Raw genomic sequence first — 16,282 nt, 5'->3', positions numbered from 1 at the left:
TGTGTGTATGGAGTGTTGCGGATTTAAGATGCCTGCCGGCCGGGCAGCGCTTGGGCAACGATCTCCGCGAGGTCGTATACGGGCAATGTCCCGCTGCGGGCAATGGCTTTTTTACAAAGCGGGCAGGCCGTTACGACCGAACCGGCTCCGGTGGCGGCGAACATGTCGGCAACGCTCTGGCCGATCCGGCGCTGGCCGTCGTCGCTGATCGCGATGTTGCCGAGACTCGAGCCACAGCAGAGGGCATGCTCGCGGTTTTCGGCTACTTCGCGCAATTCTCCGATCACTCCGATCACTTCCCGCGGCGCTTCGTAAATGCCGCTGCCGCGGCCCAATTCGCAGGGGTCGTGGTAGGTGAACACCTCCGTGCCCGGGTGCAGCTTTAACTTGCCGGCGGTGATCAGCCGTTGGATATATTCCGAATGGTGCAGCACTTCGATGCCGTCGAGTCGGTAATCTTCGCGGAATACCTTAAGACAGATCGGGCACGAGGTGACGAGTGTGCGGATACCGTGTTTGCGGAACAATTCGGTATTGTAATCCATCATTCGGCGGGCCGCCTCAATTTCCCCGGAAAGTTTCAGCGGACGGCCGCAACAGACGCCGCCGTCCTTGTCGGCCCACCATACCTGTTCGCCCGAAGCTTTGAAGATTTGCTCCATCGAGCGGAGTATTTTCGGAGAAAGGAGCGTCATGCACCCGGCAAAGTAACCGACCTTGCCTTCACCCTCGGAACGGTCGAGGCCTTTGATGTAATTGTAGCGGTCGGGGGCGCATGCGACGGCGTTTTTAGCCCGGCTGTTCAGCCGGAGGGTGCCGAGCTCGATACCGACCGGGCAGGCTACGACGCACCGTCCGCAAAGCAGGCAGTTGTCGGCTACCGCATCGGTCAGGTGTCCGTAGCGGCGGTCGCGCAAGAAATAGACCGACTGAACGTTGTCGATCCCGGCAGCGCTTTGGAGCTGGCACGGATCGATGCATATCCCGCACCGTGAGCACGCTTCGATCTGGAAATGGTCGTAACTTTTCTCCTGAACGCCGCTGCGGATACCTGCATTGCGCAGGAATATCAGCGGAATTTCGGTAAAGATGTGCATGTAACGCGAGAACGGCAACGCGAAGAAAAAGACGCCGAGCGAAATGGAATAGAACCACCACATCGGAAGTTCGCCGTGAATCAGCAGGCTGTTGGGAAGCGTATTGGCAAGCAGTTCGCCGGTCGTGTTGGTCAGGAAACTGCCGCCGCCGATTCCCGGCGGGATAATGTGCACCTGGTCGCCCAAAGCCCAGCCGATGCCACCGAATTTCCACAGTACGCCGCTGGTGAAACTCTCGGCCAGCAAACGGGCCGGGAAGATGAACCACAAGGCGGTGAGTGCGATGCGGTCCCCGAGCACATGCTTGGTCGTGCGTCGCATGCCCATTGCCCGCGAGCGGATCCGTTTGAAAAGGGCCAGGCCGATCCCGATCAGGATGAGCAGCAACAGGGCGTCTTTAATCAATGAAAAATTGAAGTTGCGCTCGAAAATCGGATGAACGTAATAGGAGAAAAAGATATCGACGTAGAGCGGTACGTTGTGTCCTTTGAAATAGACCAGTGTCTCGATCCAGCCGGTCAGGATCAGCAGAAACCATCCCAGTGCGAAACTGGTGTGCATGTAGCCCAGCAGCGGGTTCGTGCGCCATATCTTGCGGTGAAGCAGCGATTCGCTGCCGATTTCGCAGACCGATTTCCATGTGGCGCGCGTGGGCAGAGACCGCCAGAACATTTTGCGTTCGGCGGGTGCCAGTCCGATAAACCAGGAGATGTATTTATAGAGCAGGACGACCAGCAGGAAGCCGGCTCCTACCCAGAACGGTAAGACGAATAGTCTGAAATGTTCCATGAGTGGCGTGGTTAAGCACAATTGTGCTATTTTTTAATGTTTCCGGCGGGTTTTCCGTGCGGTTGCCGCTGTTTTTATTATGCCTCGGAAACCCCGTGCGGTAAATGTCCGGGACTACTTGCCTGCGAGGTGTTTTTTGATCGTGAGCACGATTTCGCGCGTGTTGATGCCCCGAGGGCAGACAAGCCTGCATTTGCCGCAGAGCATGCATTTCGACAACTCTTCGTAAGCGCCGGCGTATTCGCCCCGGCGCACGAGGGTCTGTACTTTACGTAGGTTGAACGATGTGAGGTTTCCGGCCGTACAGGTGGCCGTGCAGTTGCCGCAGGCGATGCAGGTCTCCAGTTCGGGGTGCTCGCGGAGCAGTTGCCGCGAGTAGCTCAAGTCGTTCTTGTCGAGGTTGATCGAACGGGGTTGGTTGATCGAATATCCGAAATTCATCGCGTTACGCTTTTAACTGGCCGGCCACCTTGTAGGCGGCGGCTATTCCTTCGTTGATCGATTCACCGATATTTTTCGGTGCCGTGACCGCTCCGGCGTAATAAATGCGGCTGCAATCGGAGGCCACGTTGCCGGTAAACTGGTTGGCCGGTTTGACGAAACCGCTCGGATATAGGTCGACGTGCCGGTTGCGGCTCAGTGCCATGTTGCTCGCACCGGCTTTCATGCCGACGATCAGCACCAGCATATCGACCGTCATCTTCAGCGGCCGGCCGATCAATGTGTCTTCGGCTTTGATTTGGATGCGGTTGTCGATGGTCGGGGCTGCCTCGCTGATGCGGCCGCGTACGAAATGGATCCCGTAAGTCTGTTGCGCCTCTTTATACAACTCTTCGTATCCGGGGCCGAACATGCGCATGTCCATGTAGAAACTGTACACTTCGGTTTCCGGGAGCGCCTGCCGCACTTCGATGGCCTGCTTGACCCCGGTGATGCAGCAAACCCGGGAACAGTGGCGCTGCCCCACTTTTTCGTCGCGCGAACCCACGCAATGCAGGAACGCTACCGATTTCGGGGCTTTGCCGTCGGCGGTGCGGATGCCTCCTTCCTTGAACATCCGTTCGATATCGACCGTCGTAAAAACGTTGTCGTAGATGCCGTAGCCATACTCTTCCTTGATCTCGGCCGGGAAAATATCATAGCCCGAAGCCACGACTACCGCATCGCCGTCGATTTTCGTACCGTCGGCGAGCGTTACGCTTTTCCCCGCGTCGTCGATGCCACCGACTGCCGTTGACGTGTGTACTTCGGTGTTCGAAGCCTGTACTTTTTTCGTCAGTTCGGTAAGCACCTCCTCTGCCGGGGTCATCGTGGGGAAGAGCCGGTCCCATTTGTTGAGCTTGCCTCCGAGAACGGCCTCTTTCTCGATGAGGATCGGTTGCAGTCCCAGTTCGTCCAGCGTGATGGCGGCCTGCATGCCGGCTACGCCTCCGCCGATGATGATTACTCTGTTACCCATATAGGTCAATATTCTGTGCGTTATCTTTATTTTTGGTAGCAACCGATTGCCGTCGGTTCCGGCTGGCCGATGAATTTGCCGTTTTTGCCGAGATATTTTGTCGACGGGTCGTAGGGAACACCCATTTTTTCGAGCAACGGTTCGACGGCTACCTGATGCATCTGCATGCCGAGGTCCCACGGATCGTAGCCCAGCACCAATCCGGCCATCTCTTCGTAGGTTAGCACCGGAATGCCCTGTCCGTTCTGTCCGTAGGTAGTTCCTTTCATTTCGGAGACCGTGTATTGCCATTTGTCGAGGAACATCGCGCAACCCGGACAGTTCGCTACGATAAAATCGGGTTTGTATGGGGCCATCGATTCGAGCTTCTTTTTCGAGTTGGCTACCGAGTAGCCGCGGTTCGCCTGCACGAGGTAGTTGCGGAACCCGAAGCCGCAGCAGTGGCGCCGCTCGGGATAGTCGACCACGTTGCCGCCCCACGATTCGATCATCCCGGCCAGCACGTAGGGAAATTCCGACCCGCCGATGCCCGCTTTCGGGAAAATTTTCGCGTAGTGGCAGCCGATGTGTTCGACTACGTTGAGCGGTTTACCCGTCTCGGCGTTGACGAGCAGGTGTTTGGCTTTGGCCGCGATCTCTTCGCGGTGGTGGAAAATGACATCCGACGTGTGCGCGAGGCTTTTGGGTTTCTTGAATTCGCGGCCGGTCGCCTTGTAGAGGTATTCGCGCGCCTGCTCTTCCATTTCGGGGAAGTCGTGCCACATTTCGAGCGTTTCGGAGTAGATGCCGAAAGAGGTGATGCACGAAGGGATGAAATTTTCGTATCCCGCTTCGGTCATCAGCGAGAATTGGCGTGCCACGACCGTCATGATCGTTTCCAACGGTACGATGTCGCCGTGGTAGCCGATACCGGTACAGGAAGTGTGCTGCGCGTCTTCGCGGATATCCCGGCCCAGGTCGTTCCCGATGATGTTCAGGAAAGCCGCCTCCGAACCCGGGAAAAAATTCTGGCGGATGCAGCTGCGCGCATAATAATAGCGGTCGTCGGCAATATCTTTCTGGTAATCTTTCCAGGTGGTTTTCATCGTCCGTTTATATGCTGAGGGTGGTTGGTATCGTATTGTTTGTCGCGGGTTCCGTAATCCTGCCGGGAGCGTATCGTGTCGCGTTTGCGGTCCGGGATTATTGGTGGCTCCCGCTGTTGGCGGTGAATACGTCGCGGAAATAACGTTCGTCCGCGCCGTCATAACCCATTTCAGTCGCTTTTTCGGCTGAATATTTTTCAATATTTTCGAAGAAATCGGTGCCTCCGGTCGTGTCGAAGATCGCACGGATCTCCTCCATGCTCTTGTCGTCGATTTTGCGCATTGCGCCGACGCCCACTTTGCAGTAGTTGTCGCCGAAGCGTTCGAATACGTCGCGGTCGTGTTCGTAAATCCACTTCCAGACGGGGCCTTGTTCGGGGTGGAGTTCCGGGTCGACCAGGTTCGGCTTGATGCAGTAACCGGTTTTGAGGATGTTGTGCCCGATCGTGCGTTTGATGGCCAACTGCTGCCGTCCTTTTTCCGAGTAAGTGAAAAATCCCAGTTTTTGCGAGAGCCTGCGGAGCGCCTGGATGATATAGCCCGGCGTATTGGCCCTCGGGCAACGCGGACGGCAAGACATGCATTCGCCGCAATACCAGATTGTTTCGCTCTTGAGCAGTTGCTCGATTGCATCGTCGTCCTTGGTTTGGACGGTATTGACGATCTGGCGCGGGTCGTAGTCGTAGAACTCGGCGGCGGGACAGACGCCGGTGCAGATGCCGCAGTTCATGCAGGCGGTGAGACCCTCCTTCATGCGTACATCCTCCATCAACATGTCGAAATATTTGCCCATCGTATCGGTGTGGTTTACATACAATTTTCAGCATAACAAAGTTACTGCTCCCGGCGAACATGGAAATAGGGCGTAACACCTATTTTGGGGTAAGTATAAATGCGTATGCTCCGGTCGATCAGACTGCTGATGTCTCTTCGGATGTTACGGTTGACGGGTCGGAACGGATACGGTACCGCGGAGGAATCGGGCGAATAGCAATTCAGCGGATTTATCCCTATCTTTGCCGGACCGGCGCATTCCGCACCCGGTTGCCGGCACTTTTCGGCCGTTGCATGGTCTGTGTGTCCGGCGTGGACGAGGTTGTGTCCGCTGGTGTTAAATTCATTCCGATGGAGTCCAATTACGAAAAAGAGGAGCTTTTCAGCCCTGAAAAAGTGGCCGCACTGGCCGGACATTATAAGGCGATTCTGGAGTTGCTGGGTGAGGACGCTTCCCGCGAGGGATTGCTCAAAACTCCCGAACGGGTCGCCAAAGCGATGAGTTTTCTCACGCAGGGGTACGGGCAGGACCCGAAAGAGATCTTGCTCTCGGCCAAATTTAAAGAGGAGTATAAGCAGATGGTGATCGTGAAGGATATCGAGCTCTATTCGATGTGCGAGCACCACATGATTCCGTTTTACGGTAAGGCGCATGTTGCCTATATTCCGAACGGCTATATCACCGGCTTGTCGAAGATCGCCCGCGTGGTCGAGGCGTTTGCGCGGCGATTGCAGGTGCAGGAACGGTTGACGGTGCAAATCCGGGATTGTATCCAACAGGCGCTCAACCCGCTCGGTGTCGCGGTGGTCATCGAGGCGAGCCATATGTGCATGCAGATGCGCGGCGTGCAAAAACAGAATTGCAGCACTACCACCTCGGCCTTTACCGGGGCTTTCCTGACGCAGATGCAGACGCGTGAAGAGTTTATCCAGCTGATCGGGAAATAGGAAAAACGATATCAACGGAGATACCCGCTCAACTCTTTTTTCAGCTCCTCACCGTTGCTCGGCCGTTTTGCATGGCACTCCGCGATTTTCCCCTGCCGGTCGAAGATGATGTAGCGGGGAACGGAGATTCGGACTATTTTACCCGCCTGATCCGTATCGCAGAATAATGCGCCCAGTTCGTTCGCGAATTGTCCGGCTGTGCGCCCTTCCGGAGCAAAATAAGTGACAAAATATCCCTGTAATCCGGCCTCATTCAGTAATTCCACGCACTGGTCACGGCCGGCTTTGTCGCTGTCTACCGAAGCAAAGAGGCAAACGATGTCATTGTCCGTGAAAAAATCCTGTAATGCCGGATAGTGGGTGATTTCGGCACGGCACGGTTGGCACTGGGAAGCAAAAATGTCCAGATAGACAACTTTCCCGGAAAAGTTTTGCAACAGAGATCGCATGGAATCGGGATAATCCAGTCGTACAATTTTTGATGTGTTCGTCTCCTTGGGCTGCCCGAGGGACAACAACGGCGAAGCGGATAACAGCAACAGAGCAAGTAGGGTTCTCATCTTTAGGGAATTTTAAGTTCGGGTAGCGGGAATTACTTTGGCTGTATGACGATGGTTTGTAGTAATCTTCCGTAGGTTTGTGCCAGGACGCTTTACAGCTGCTCATGCGGCTGAGAAAAAGCAGTTTACCTAAAGATAATAAAAAAGCGAACTATTCGGATATTCCAGGAGATGTTTCCTTTTTTGCAAAAAGCGCCGTTTTTTGCCGTTTCATCTCGATAAATCGTTCTACACCACGACGCACCGAACCCAGTCCGAATTTTTGAGGCTCGATCTTTTCGATCGGGATGAAGAACGTTTCGGCCACATCGTCGTGTGCTTCGGGGGCGGAGGTGTCCTCTACACGGCACAGGAAAAACATATCGAGCGTGTGCACTTCGAAGCCGCTGAACGGATAAATATTCGGCAGTGAAAAGAGATAGGTGCTTTGCCGGACCGTAAATCCCGTCTCTTCTTTAACTTCCCGGGCCACACCCTCTTCCCCCGTTTCATACATGTCGATAAAGCCGCCCGGAAGGTCGAAGGTGCCTTTCGCGGGCTCTTTGGCCCGGCGTGTGACGAGCAGTTCGTTCCGGGAATTGAGAATCAGCGCCACCGTCGCGGAACAGGAGTTGAAATAATAGACGAAGCCGCAGTCACGGCATTTTTTTGCTTTTTCGTTGTGTTCTTCGAAGCGGGATGAACCGCAGCGGGGACAGTACCGGAACAGGACTAACGGATGCATTGCAGTAAGGGCTATGATTTGATCTGACAATGCCTATTCGGCATACGAAACCAATCCCTCTTTGCGCGGGTGCGCTGCGGGCTCTTTGCCGCCGTTGTAGCCGAGCGCGGCGCAACCGTAAACTTTGTGTACGGTCGGCACGCCGAGCCGTTTGAGGTAAGCGCGTACTTCGGGGGCGTCACAGGTATAGGAGAGCTGATTGATCCAGCAGGAGGCGATTCCGAGCGAGTGGGCTGCGAGAAACATATTTTGCAAAGCGCAGGCGCAGTCCATACCGCCGGTGCGTGTCGGTTCGTTCGAAGCGATCACCAGCACCGGGGCATCGTAATAGCAGCAGTAATCTTCATTGAGCTGGCGGCCTTCGTAGCGGATCAGCGCCGTGCGGATCAGCCGGTTCAATTCGTGGAGTTTTTCGGCGTCCTGGATGACGGTGAAGTGGAAGGTTTGCGCGTTCATGCCTGTGGGGGCAAGCGTCCCGGCCTCTACTATGGTGGCCAGCACATCGGCCGGCAGCGGCCGCGGATCATAAGTGCGGACGCTCCGGCGGTTGCGGATCGCGTCCAGTACGGGATTGGTTTTCATAAGCGAATTTTGGATGTGTCCGCTGCAAAAAACATTCCGCAAAACCCGACCGGTCATGCGGAATGCGATTCGTTGTTCCGCGCTTGTCGTTCTGCGCGTCTCTCCCCTTCTTGTTTCACGTCCTCTTTTTCTCCTCTTTCTTTGCGACAATCGAATGAGAAGAGAGTAAAGGTACGACACGGGTCATTTTTCAGGGGCGAACAAGTCTTGCGAACATGTTGTGCGCAATATTTTATGAAAGTTTCCGGAGTGCGCGATGCCGGTATCGTGTTCTTTGCAACCAATTGCGGAAACGCTACGGCATATTGCCGGAGTTATTGCATCGCTCCGGAGTGTTCGGTTCGCGCCTGCGGCGAGATACTGGATTCAGACGGTCATGATCTCGGCCTCTTTGGCCGCGAACAGCTCGTCCACTTTTTTCATGTACTTGTCCGTGAGTTTCTGGGACGAGTCTTCGCCGTCTTTGGCCATATCTTCCGGCATGCCCTCTTTTTGGGCTTTCTTGAATGCCTCAACCGCGTCGCGGCGTATATTGCGGATGCTGATGCGAGCCGTTTCGGCTTCGCTTTTGATCTGCTTGACCAGCTCTTTGCGGCGCTCTTCGGTCAGCGGCGGAATGTTCAGGCGGATGTGCTCGCCGTTGTTCGACGGGGTCAGTCCGATGTTCGCCACCAGAATGGCTTTTTCGATTGCGCCGATCAGGTTCTTCTCCCACGGTTGGATCAGCACCGTACGTGCATCGGGGACGGTGACGCTGGCCACCTGTGATACGGGCGTGGGATTGCCGTAATAGTCTACGGTGATGCCGTTGAGCAGGTTCGTGCTCGCTTTGCCTGCGCGTACCGAGGCGAGTGCTTCCACCAGGAACTCGATGGCTTTGTCCATTTTGGCCTGTGCGGGGTCTAATATGGTCTTGGGTTCTGTCATAGTGGTGATGCGTTTAGGATTATTTCAATGCGTTTTCTATCTTTTCGATCAGTTCGGTGAGTTGTCCCGGACTATATCCGGTCTCGCAGGCGAGGATGGTTCCATCCTTGGCGATGACGAAGTTGCGTGGAATCGTTGCGGTGGCGAAAAGCGAGTAGATTTTGCGCTCCGGATCGAGTCCCATCGGGAATGTGTAGCGTTGCATCTCCCGGAATTTTTCGACGGCTTCACGCGTTTCGCCGCGCGAAATCGGCAGGAAAACGAAATCCCTGCCTGCGAAGCGGTCGATGATCTGTTTCTGTACCTGTTTCAGTTCGGCGCGGCAGGGCGGGCACCAGGTCGCCCAAAAGTTGATCAGTACGACCTTGCCTTTCAGCGATGCGATGTCGACCGTACTCCCGTCGAACATCTTTACAGTGAAATCGGGAACGGGATCGCCGACCTTTACCAGCGTTTTACTTTCCGGTACTGCGGCTTGAGTCTGGGGCGTTGAAACAGTTTGTGCCTGAGGTCCAGTCCCGTTTTCGCCGGATGCCGCCAAGGCCGGGCTATCCGTCAACGTGCCGGTTTGTCCGGATGCTGATGTTGCCGCAAACGCCAGCAGGGCAGAGAAAAGAGAGGAAATGATATGTACGGAAAGTTTCATCGCGGTTGTCGGTAGATGGTTAGGCGTAAATTTATCAATACGAACGGGTTGCGGCTTTACGCATTTTTCACCACGGTGCCGATCGGTTCCCCGTCGACGATTTTGCACAAATTCCCCGGCGTGTCCATGTCGAACACCACGATGGGCAGATCGTTCTCTTTGCACATGGTGAAGGCGGTCAGGTCCATCACTTTGAGCTTACGGTCGTATACTTCGTCGAAAGTGATCGTGGAGAATTTCGTCGCGGTCGGATCTTTTTCCGGATCGGCAGTGTAAACGCCGTCGACGCGCGTGCCTTTGAGCAGCACCTCCGCCTCGATCTCCACGCCGCGCAGCGCCGAAGCGGTATCGGTTGTGAAATAAGGGTTACCCGTACCGCCGGCGATAATCACCACGCAGCCACCGGCCATCAGTTCCAATGCTTTGGCTTTCGAGTAGAGCTCTCCTATCGGTTCCATGCGGATCGAGGTCAGTACTTTGGCTTTGGCTCCTTCGCCTTCCAGTGCGGTTTGTAAAGCCAGTGAATTGATTACCGTCGCAAGCATGCCCATCTGGTCGCCTTTGACGCGGTCGAATCCTTTCTTTACTCCGCTCAGTCCACGGAAAATGTTTCCGCCGCCGATCACGATTCCGACCTGCACGCCGCTGTCGACGACCGCTTTGATTTGTGTGGCGTAGCTGTTCAGCACGGCCGTATCGAGGCCGTATTTCTGTGCTCCCATCAGCGACTCGCCGCTGAGTTTGAGTAATATCCGTTTGTAGACAGGCATTTCGTTGAGTTGGTAAGTTATTGCTAATACAATAGTCGTGTTTACAGGAAGTGTGTCGTTCTCCGTCGACGGAATTTTTGGTTCGTATGGGATGTTACGTCGTTCGGTCCGGTTTCCTCTCTTCCGTGTCCGGTTTATTTAACCCATATCAACCGGTTATTTCTGCTCCTGCATCAGCTGCATCAGTTCGTCGAGTTTCGGGGTGAGGATGATTTCGGTGCGTCGGTTTTTCGCGCGAGCCTCGGATGTTTTGCCCGAAGCTACCGGCAGCGATTCGCCGCGCCCGGCGGCGATGATGCGGCTCGGAGCGATCCCTTTGTTTTCAAGCAGCAGGCGCACTACGGTGGTCGCACGCTTGGCACTCAGGTCGAGGTTGTCGCGCAGTTGGCCGTTGGGCCGGTAAGGCACATCGTCGGTGTGCCCCTCTACCATCACGTTGATATCCGGGTTCTGGGCCAGTACGGTAGCCAGGTCATGCACGGCCCGGGCTCCGTTGGGATCGATTTCGAAACTGCCCGAGCGGAACAGCAATTTATCGTCCATCGACACGTAGACATTCCCGTTTTTAATCGAAATGGAAAGGCCTTTGCCGTCGAAGCCGGTCAAAGCGTCGGTCACTTTGCGCCGGATCGCATTGATCGCCTCTTCACGGTTGCGCAGCATAGCTTCGAGTTCGTTCACGCGCCGCGAACGCTCGTTGAGGGCCATCTGGCTCGTCTCGAGTTCTTTGAGCATGCGGGCGGTTTCGGCCGACCCGTCGGCCAGGAGTTTCTGGTAGCGTTCCAGCAGTGCGGTGTAACTCATGTAAAGCCGGGTCGAATCGGAAACGAGCCTCAGGTTTTTGGCCGTGAGCGTGTCGTTGCGCCGCGTCAGGTCGTCGATGCGGGTGTTTGCGGAATTCAATTCGCCGTCCAGGCGCAACGCCTCGGCCTTCATCGAATTGAACTTTTTGTTGGATACGCAGGCGCAGGCAACCCCCGCCAGAAGTAACAGCAATGCGGCTTTTCTCATCGCAATCGGTATAAGATCCATATTTGCCACGAAGATACAAAACAATTTAGAATGTACCAATGTGCGTTTAAAAATTACTATCTTTGCTGCTTAGTTTTACCGCGATGCAGGAAACCCAGTACAAATACCTCGATAAAGTGGATTCGCCGGACGATCTGAAAAGGTTGCGTGCCGGCGAACTGACGCAGTACTGTGCCGAATTGCGCCGCTTCATCATTGCGCAGCTTTCATCGAACCCGGGGCACCTGGGGTCGAGTTTGGGCGTGGTCGAACTGACTGTGGCGCTGCACTATGTGCTGAATACGCCGGATGACAAATTGGTATGGGACGTGGGGCATCAGGCCTATGCGCACAAAATCATTACGGGTAGGCGGGACCGTTTCTGCACGAACCGCAAGTTGGGCGGCCTGAGCGGTTTCCCTAAGATGGGGGAAAGTTTGTACGATGCGTTCGGGGCAGGCCATTCATCGACGTCGATTTCGGCGGCATTGGGTATTGCGATCGCTTCGGCCCGTCGAGGGGAGAAGCGCGAAGTGGTGGCGGTGATCGGCGACGGAGCGCTGACCGGGGGCCTCGCTTTCGAGGGATTGAACAATGCGGGGGCGTCGAATGCGAACTTGTTGGTGGTGCTCAACGACAACCGCATGTCGATTGATCCGAATGTCGGCGCCCTGAAGGAGTACCTGCTCAACATCACGACATCGAAAAGATATAACCAGGCCAAGCACCATACATGGACCCGTTTGGAGCGGTTCCCGAAATTGCGGCGAACGATCCAGAAGATGGGCAACGCCCTCAAGGGAGGTTTCCTGCAACAGAGCAATTTGTTCGAAAGCCTCAATTTTCGCTATTTCGGGCCGGTGGACGGCCATAACGTCGAGCAACTGACCCGCGTATTGAAGGATCTGAAAGAGATTCCCGGGCCGAAACTGCTGCACGTACTGACGGTGAAGGGCAAAGGGTATCAGCCGGCCGAAGAGCATCAGCGCACCTGGCACGCTCCGGGGCTGTTCAATCCCGAAACGGGCGAACGGCTCGGACATACGAGAAACGGGGCCCCGCCGCGCTATCAGGATGTGTTCGGCGAGACGCTGCTCGAACTGGCCCGGAGGGATGAACGGATCGTAGGGATTACCCCTGCGATGCCTACGGGGTGTTCGCTCAGCATCATGATGGAGCAGATGCCCGAACGCTGTTTCGACGTGGGAATCGCCGAGGGGCATGCCGTTACCTTTTCGGCCGGACTGGCGGCGCAGGGTTTGGTGCCGTATTGCAACATCTATTCGTCGTTCATGCAGCGCGCGTACGACAATGTGATTCACGACGTGGCCCTGCAGGGGTTGCATGTGGTGATGTGTCTGGACCGGGCCGGACTGGTGGGCGAGGACGGTGCGACGCACCACGGGGTTTTCGATCTGGCGGCAATGCTCCCGGTACCGGGGTTGACTATCGCCTCGCCGATGGATGAGGTCGAACTGCGTAACCTGATGTTTACGGCCGCTTCCGGCGAAGGTCCCTTTGTGATCCGCTATCCGCGCGGTAACGGTGTGACGCGGGATTGGCGCCGCCCGATGGAGACCCTCCCTCTCGGCCGGGGCCGTATATTGCGAGAGGGTAAAGACTTGGCATTGCTGACCATCGGCCCTGCAGGCAACGATGCGGCGTGGGCGGCGGAGCAGGCGGCCGGTGAAGGAATTTCGGTGCTGCATGCCGATCTTCGTTTTGCCAAACCGTTGGATGAAGGATTGCTGCACCGCATCGGCCGGGAATTCCGCCGGGTGATCACTGTAGAGGACGGAGTCGTAAACGGTGGAGTAGGTGCGGCTGTCCTGGCATTTATGAACCGTCACGGCTACCCTTGCCGTATAACGATGTTGGGTGTGGAGGACCGGTTCGTGGCACACGGAACGGTCGCCCAGCTTAAGGAGATGTGCGGATACGATGCACCGGGGATTCTCCGGGCGATCCGGGAAGCAGGGGCAGAACGTCTGACGAGCCCGATTGACGGGAGGGTGACCGAACAGGCGGATACGGCCGACGGACCAGATACGGACTGTGCTGTGTATCCGTTCCGGAACGGAATAAAATCACCGGGACAAGAACGTAATGAGACAAAACAAGATTAACGATATGGAGTACGATTTCAGGGCTATAGAGCAAAAATGGCAGCGCCGTTGGGCCGAGCAGAAAACCTACAGGGTCGAAGTGGATAAGAGCCGGCCGAAATATTATGTGCTGGACATGTTCCCTTATCCGTCGGGGGCGGGACTGCACGTCGGTCATCCGCTGGGTTACATCGCATCGGACATCTATTCGCGTTACAAACGGCTCCGGGGTTTCAATGTGCTGCATCCGATGGGTTACGATGCGTTCGGGTTGCCGGCCGAGCAGTATGCGATCCAGACCGGCCAGCATCCGGCCGTAACTACGGAGAAGAATATCAACCGTTACCGCGAACAGCTCGATAAAATCGGCTTCAGTTTCGATTGGGACCGCGAGGTGCGTACCTGCGATCCCGAATATTACAAGTGGACGCAATGGGCATTCCTCAAAATGTTCGATAGTTACTATTGCAACGACGAACAGCAGGCGCGCCCCATTGCCGAACTGGTCGCTGCGTTCGAACAGGGCGGTACCGATGGCTTGAACGTTGCCTGCACGAAGGAGCTCGCCTTCACCGCTGCCGAATGGAATGCGATGGGCGAGGCCGAAAAGGAGAACGTGTTGCAGAACTACCGGTTGGCGTTCCGGGCCGACACATTGGTCAACTGGTGTCCGGGGCTCGGAACCGTATTGGCCAATGACGAGGTGAAAGACGGGCTTTCGGTGCGCGGCGGTTTTCCGGTCGAACAAAAGCTGATGAAGCAATGGTTGCTGCGTGTGACGGCTTATGCACAGCGGATGTTGGACGGCCTCGACAGCCTGGAGTGGAGTGAATCGCTCAAAGAGATACAGCGCAACTGGATCGGCCGGAGCGAAGGAGCCCAGGTGTTTTTCGGCCTGAAAGGACTGGACGCTCAGTTGGAAGTTTTTACGACGCGTCCCGATACCATCTTCGGCGTCACGTTCATGGTGCTGGCTCCCGAGCATGAATTGGTGCAGAAACTGACGACTCCCGAATACAAAACCGCCGTAGAGGAATACCTGGCCGAAACAAAAAAACGTTCGGAGCGGGAGCGTATGGCCGATACCAAACGCGTGAGCGGACAGTTTACAGGCGGCTATGCCGTCAACCCGTTCAACGGCAAGGAGATTCCGATCTATATCAGCGATTACGTGCTGGCCGGTTACGGTACCGGTGCGATCATGGCCGTTCCGGCGCACGACAGCCGCGACTATGCTTTCGCCCGTCATTTCGGACTGCCGGTTATTCCGGTGGTCGAAGGCGGCGACCTCGAGACGGAATCCTATGACGCCAAAGAGGGGAAACTGATCAATTCGGAATTCCTCGACGGTCTCGATGTGAAAGAGGCGATCGGGGCGATGTTCGCTGAAATCGAGAAACGCGGCTTCGGTAAAAAACGGATCAATTACCGCCTGCGCGACGCGATTTTCAGCCGTCAACGCTACTGGGGCGAGCCGTTCCCGATCTATTACAAAGATAATATCGCCTACCCGCTGTCAGAGGAGTGTCTGCCGCTGGAACTTCCCCCGGTCGAAAACTTCGGTCCGACAGCCGACGGCGAACCGCCGCTGGCCCATGCTGCGAACTGGCAGACACCGGAAGGCTATCCGTATGAGTTGAGCACGATGCCCGGCTTCGCGGGTTCTTCAGCTTATTACCTGCGTTATATGGATCCGCACAACGGCGATGCGCTCGTAAGCCGCGAAGCGGACGAATACTGGCGCAGTGTCGACCTTTATGTCGGCGGGATCGAACATGCCACCGGGCACCTGATGTATTCGCGTTTCTGGAACATGTTCCTTTACGATCTGGGGTATGTTTGCGAAAGCGAACCGTTCAGGAAACTCGTGAATCAGGGTATGATCCAGGGGCGCTCGAATTTCGTATACCGTGTCGTCGGTACGAATAAATTCGTGTCGCTGGGGCTGAAAGACCAGTACGATACCCAGGAGATTCATGTCGATGTGAACATCGTGCGCAACGACCTGCTCGATCTGGAGGCGTTCCGGGCCTGGCGTCCCGAGTTCGCCGATGCGGAATTTATTCTCGAGGACGGTAAATACCTGTGCGGCTGGGCGGTCGAAAAGATGTCGAAGTCGATGTTCAATGTGGTGAATCCCGATCATATCGTTGAAGATTACGGTGCCGATACGCTGCGGATGTACGAAATGTTCCTCGGACCGCTCGAGCAGAGCAAACCGTGGGATACGAACGGTATCGACGGCGTGCACAAATTTTTACGCCGCTTCTGGCGGTTGTTTTTCGATCGTGACGGCAAGCTGATCGTGAGCGACGAAGTGCCGACCCCGGCCGAACTGAAAACCCTGCACAAGACGATTAAAAAGGTGGGCGAGGATATCGAGAATTTTTCGTTCAATACGTCGGTAAGCGCCTTTATGATCTGCCTCAATGAATTGGGGCCGTGCAACAAACGGGCGATCCTCGAGCCGCTCGTGGTGCTGCTTGCACCGTTTGCGCCGCATATTGCCGAAGAGTTGTGGGAGAGTCTCGGTCACACTACGTCAGTTTGCGATGCCGCTTTCCCTGCCTATGAGGAGCAATACCTGGTCGAGGAGAGCATCGAGTATCCGGTTTCGTTTAACGGCAAGATGCGTTACAAGAAAGCTTTGCCGGCAGGCCTCTCGCCCAAAGAGGTGGAAGCAGCCGTACTGGCCGATCCCGCCGCTGAGAAATACCTCGACGGCAAAACGCCGAAGAAGGTAATCGTAGTACCGGGCAAGATCGTCAATGTAGTGATTTAACGCATCGAAAACCGATTAATGTT

The 16,282-nt window shown here is 55.7% G+C and carries 15 protein-coding genes; 3 read left to right on the top strand and 12 right to left on the bottom strand.

Annotated elements, in window-relative coordinates; all coding sequences use genetic code 11:
- Positions 1 to 23 precede the first annotated feature (23 nt).
- From NQ495_RS06250 to NQ495_RS06230, 5 genes are all read right to left on the bottom strand, one after another.
- Positions 24 to 1,886, bottom strand: a complete 1,863-nt coding sequence (locus NQ495_RS06250; RefSeq protein ID WP_009133810.1) for a (Fe-S)-binding protein — start codon at positions 1,884 to 1,886, stop codon at positions 24 to 26.
- A gap of 114 nt (positions 1,887 to 2,000) precedes the next feature.
- Entirely contained in the window at positions 2,001 to 2,327 is a 327-nt protein-coding gene (locus tag NQ495_RS06245) for a 4Fe-4S dicluster domain-containing protein (RefSeq protein ID WP_009133811.1), read from the bottom strand.
- Positions 2,328 to 2,331: 4 nt separating this feature from the next.
- Positions 2,332 to 3,345, bottom strand: a complete 1,014-nt coding sequence (locus tag NQ495_RS06240; RefSeq protein WP_009133812.1) for an FAD-dependent oxidoreductase — start codon at positions 3,343 to 3,345, stop codon at positions 2,332 to 2,334.
- Between the two features lie 26 nt (positions 3,346 to 3,371).
- Entirely contained in the window at positions 3,372 to 4,430 is a 1,059-nt protein-coding gene (locus tag NQ495_RS06235) for a heterodisulfide reductase-related iron-sulfur binding cluster (RefSeq protein WP_009133813.1), read from the bottom strand.
- A gap of 97 nt (positions 4,431 to 4,527) precedes the next feature.
- Complete coding sequence (locus NQ495_RS06230) at positions 4,528 to 5,223, bottom strand: 4Fe-4S dicluster domain-containing protein (protein ID WP_009133814.1); 696 nt, start codon at positions 5,221 to 5,223, stop codon at positions 4,528 to 4,530.
- Positions 5,224 to 5,555: 332 nt separating this feature from the next.
- On the opposite strand from NQ495_RS06230, the gene folE reads away from it, so the two are divergent.
- Positions 5,556 to 6,152, top strand: a complete 597-nt coding sequence (gene folE / locus NQ495_RS06225) for a GTP cyclohydrolase I FolE (protein WP_040294459.1) — start codon at positions 5,556 to 5,558, stop codon at positions 6,150 to 6,152.
- A gap of 11 nt (positions 6,153 to 6,163) precedes the next feature.
- On the opposite strand, the gene NQ495_RS06220 is transcribed toward folE, so the two are convergent.
- From NQ495_RS06220 to NQ495_RS06190, 7 genes are all read right to left on the bottom strand, one after another.
- The gene (locus NQ495_RS06220) at positions 6,164 to 6,712 is read right to left on the bottom strand and encodes a TlpA family protein disulfide reductase (RefSeq protein WP_009133816.1); all 549 of its coding nucleotides are present in this window, start codon (positions 6,710 to 6,712) and stop codon (positions 6,164 to 6,166) included.
- A gap of 151 nt (positions 6,713 to 6,863) precedes the next feature.
- Complete coding sequence (locus NQ495_RS06215; protein ID WP_009133817.1) at positions 6,864 to 7,436, bottom strand: NUDIX hydrolase; 573 nt, start codon at positions 7,434 to 7,436, stop codon at positions 6,864 to 6,866.
- A 33-nt stretch (positions 7,437 to 7,469) separates the two neighbouring features.
- Positions 7,470 to 8,018, bottom strand: coding sequence for a nitroreductase family protein (locus tag NQ495_RS06210; RefSeq protein WP_009133818.1), 549 nt, complete (start codon positions 8,016 to 8,018; stop codon positions 7,470 to 7,472).
- Positions 8,019 to 8,384: 366 nt separating this feature from the next.
- Positions 8,385 to 8,945: a ribosome recycling factor gene (gene frr, locus NQ495_RS06205; protein ID WP_009133819.1), complete on the bottom strand. Its 561-nt coding sequence runs from the start codon at positions 8,943 to 8,945 to the stop codon at positions 8,385 to 8,387.
- A gap of 19 nt (positions 8,946 to 8,964) precedes the next feature.
- Entirely contained in the window at positions 8,965 to 9,591 is a 627-nt protein-coding gene (locus tag NQ495_RS06200) for a TlpA family protein disulfide reductase (RefSeq protein WP_009133820.1), read from the bottom strand.
- Between the two features lie 56 nt (positions 9,592 to 9,647).
- Positions 9,648 to 10,361, bottom strand: coding sequence for a UMP kinase (gene pyrH, locus NQ495_RS06195; protein WP_009133821.1), 714 nt, complete (start codon positions 10,359 to 10,361; stop codon positions 9,648 to 9,650).
- Positions 10,362 to 10,517: 156 nt separating this feature from the next.
- The gene (locus NQ495_RS06190; protein WP_232208898.1) at positions 10,518 to 11,372 is read right to left on the bottom strand and encodes an OmpA/MotB family protein; all 855 of its coding nucleotides are present in this window, start codon (positions 11,370 to 11,372) and stop codon (positions 10,518 to 10,520) included.
- 104 nt (positions 11,373 to 11,476) lie between these two features.
- Here NQ495_RS06190 and dxs point away from each other — a divergent pair, with 104 nt between their 5' ends.
- Together dxs and leuS are read left to right on the top strand one after the other, a co-directional pair.
- The gene (gene dxs, locus NQ495_RS06185) at positions 11,477 to 13,498 is read left to right on the top strand and encodes a 1-deoxy-D-xylulose-5-phosphate synthase (protein WP_040294191.1); all 2,022 of its coding nucleotides are present in this window, start codon (positions 11,477 to 11,479) and stop codon (positions 13,496 to 13,498) included.
- A 4-nt stretch (positions 13,499 to 13,502) separates the two neighbouring features.
- Entirely contained in the window at positions 13,503 to 16,259 is a 2,757-nt protein-coding gene (gene leuS, locus NQ495_RS06180; protein WP_009133824.1) for a leucine--tRNA ligase, read from the top strand.
- Positions 16,260 to 16,282: the final 23 nt, after the last annotated feature.

Origin of the sequence: Alistipes indistinctus YIT 12060, from assembly GCF_025144995.1 — a bacterium.
GTDB lineage: Bacteria > Bacteroidota > Bacteroidia > Bacteroidales > Rikenellaceae > Alistipes_A > Alistipes_A indistinctus.
Note: the sequence above shows the minus strand (reverse complement) of the source record. Positions and strands in the feature narration are given on the sequence as shown.

Coding starts and splice junctions, on each gene's coding strand:
- NQ495_RS06240 (WP_009133812.1), bottom strand. CDS start 3,345: ATGGGTAACAGAGTAATCATCATCGGCGGAGGCGTAGCCGGCATGCAG.
- NQ495_RS06200 (WP_009133820.1), bottom strand. CDS start 9,591: ATGAAACTTTCCGTACATATCATTTCCTCTCTTTTCTCTGCCCTGCTG.
- NQ495_RS06215 (WP_009133817.1), bottom strand. CDS start 7,436: ATGCATCCGTTAGTCCTGTTCCGGTACTGTCCCCGCTGCGGTTCATCC.
- dxs (WP_040294191.1), top strand. CDS start 11,477: ATGCAGGAAACCCAGTACAAATACCTCGATAAAGTGGATTCGCCGGAC.
- pyrH (WP_009133821.1), bottom strand. CDS start 10,361: ATGCCTGTCTACAAACGGATATTACTCAAACTCAGCGGCGAGTCGCTG.
- leuS (WP_009133824.1), top strand. CDS start 13,503: ATGGAGTACGATTTCAGGGCTATAGAGCAAAAATGGCAGCGCCGTTGG.
- NQ495_RS06235 (WP_009133813.1), bottom strand. CDS start 4,430: ATGAAAACCACCTGGAAAGATTACCAGAAAGATATTGCCGACGACCGC.
- frr (WP_009133819.1), bottom strand. CDS start 8,945: ATGACAGAACCCAAGACCATATTAGACCCCGCACAGGCCAAAATGGAC.
- NQ495_RS06190 (WP_232208898.1), bottom strand. CDS start 11,372: ATGAGAAAAGCCGCATTGCTGTTACTTCTGGCGGGGGTTGCCTGCGCC.
- NQ495_RS06250 (WP_009133810.1), bottom strand. CDS start 1,886: ATGGAACATTTCAGACTATTCGTCTTACCGTTCTGGGTAGGAGCCGGC.
- NQ495_RS06230 (WP_009133814.1), bottom strand. CDS start 5,223: ATGGGCAAATATTTCGACATGTTGATGGAGGATGTACGCATGAAGGAG.
- folE (WP_040294459.1), top strand. CDS start 5,556: ATGGAGTCCAATTACGAAAAAGAGGAGCTTTTCAGCCCTGAAAAAGTG.
- NQ495_RS06220 (WP_009133816.1), bottom strand. CDS start 6,712: ATGAGAACCCTACTTGCTCTGTTGCTGTTATCCGCTTCGCCGTTGTTG.
- NQ495_RS06245 (WP_009133811.1), bottom strand. CDS start 2,327: ATGAATTTCGGATATTCGATCAACCAACCCCGTTCGATCAACCTCGAC.
- NQ495_RS06210 (WP_009133818.1), bottom strand. CDS start 8,018: ATGAAAACCAATCCCGTACTGGACGCGATCCGCAACCGCCGGAGCGTC.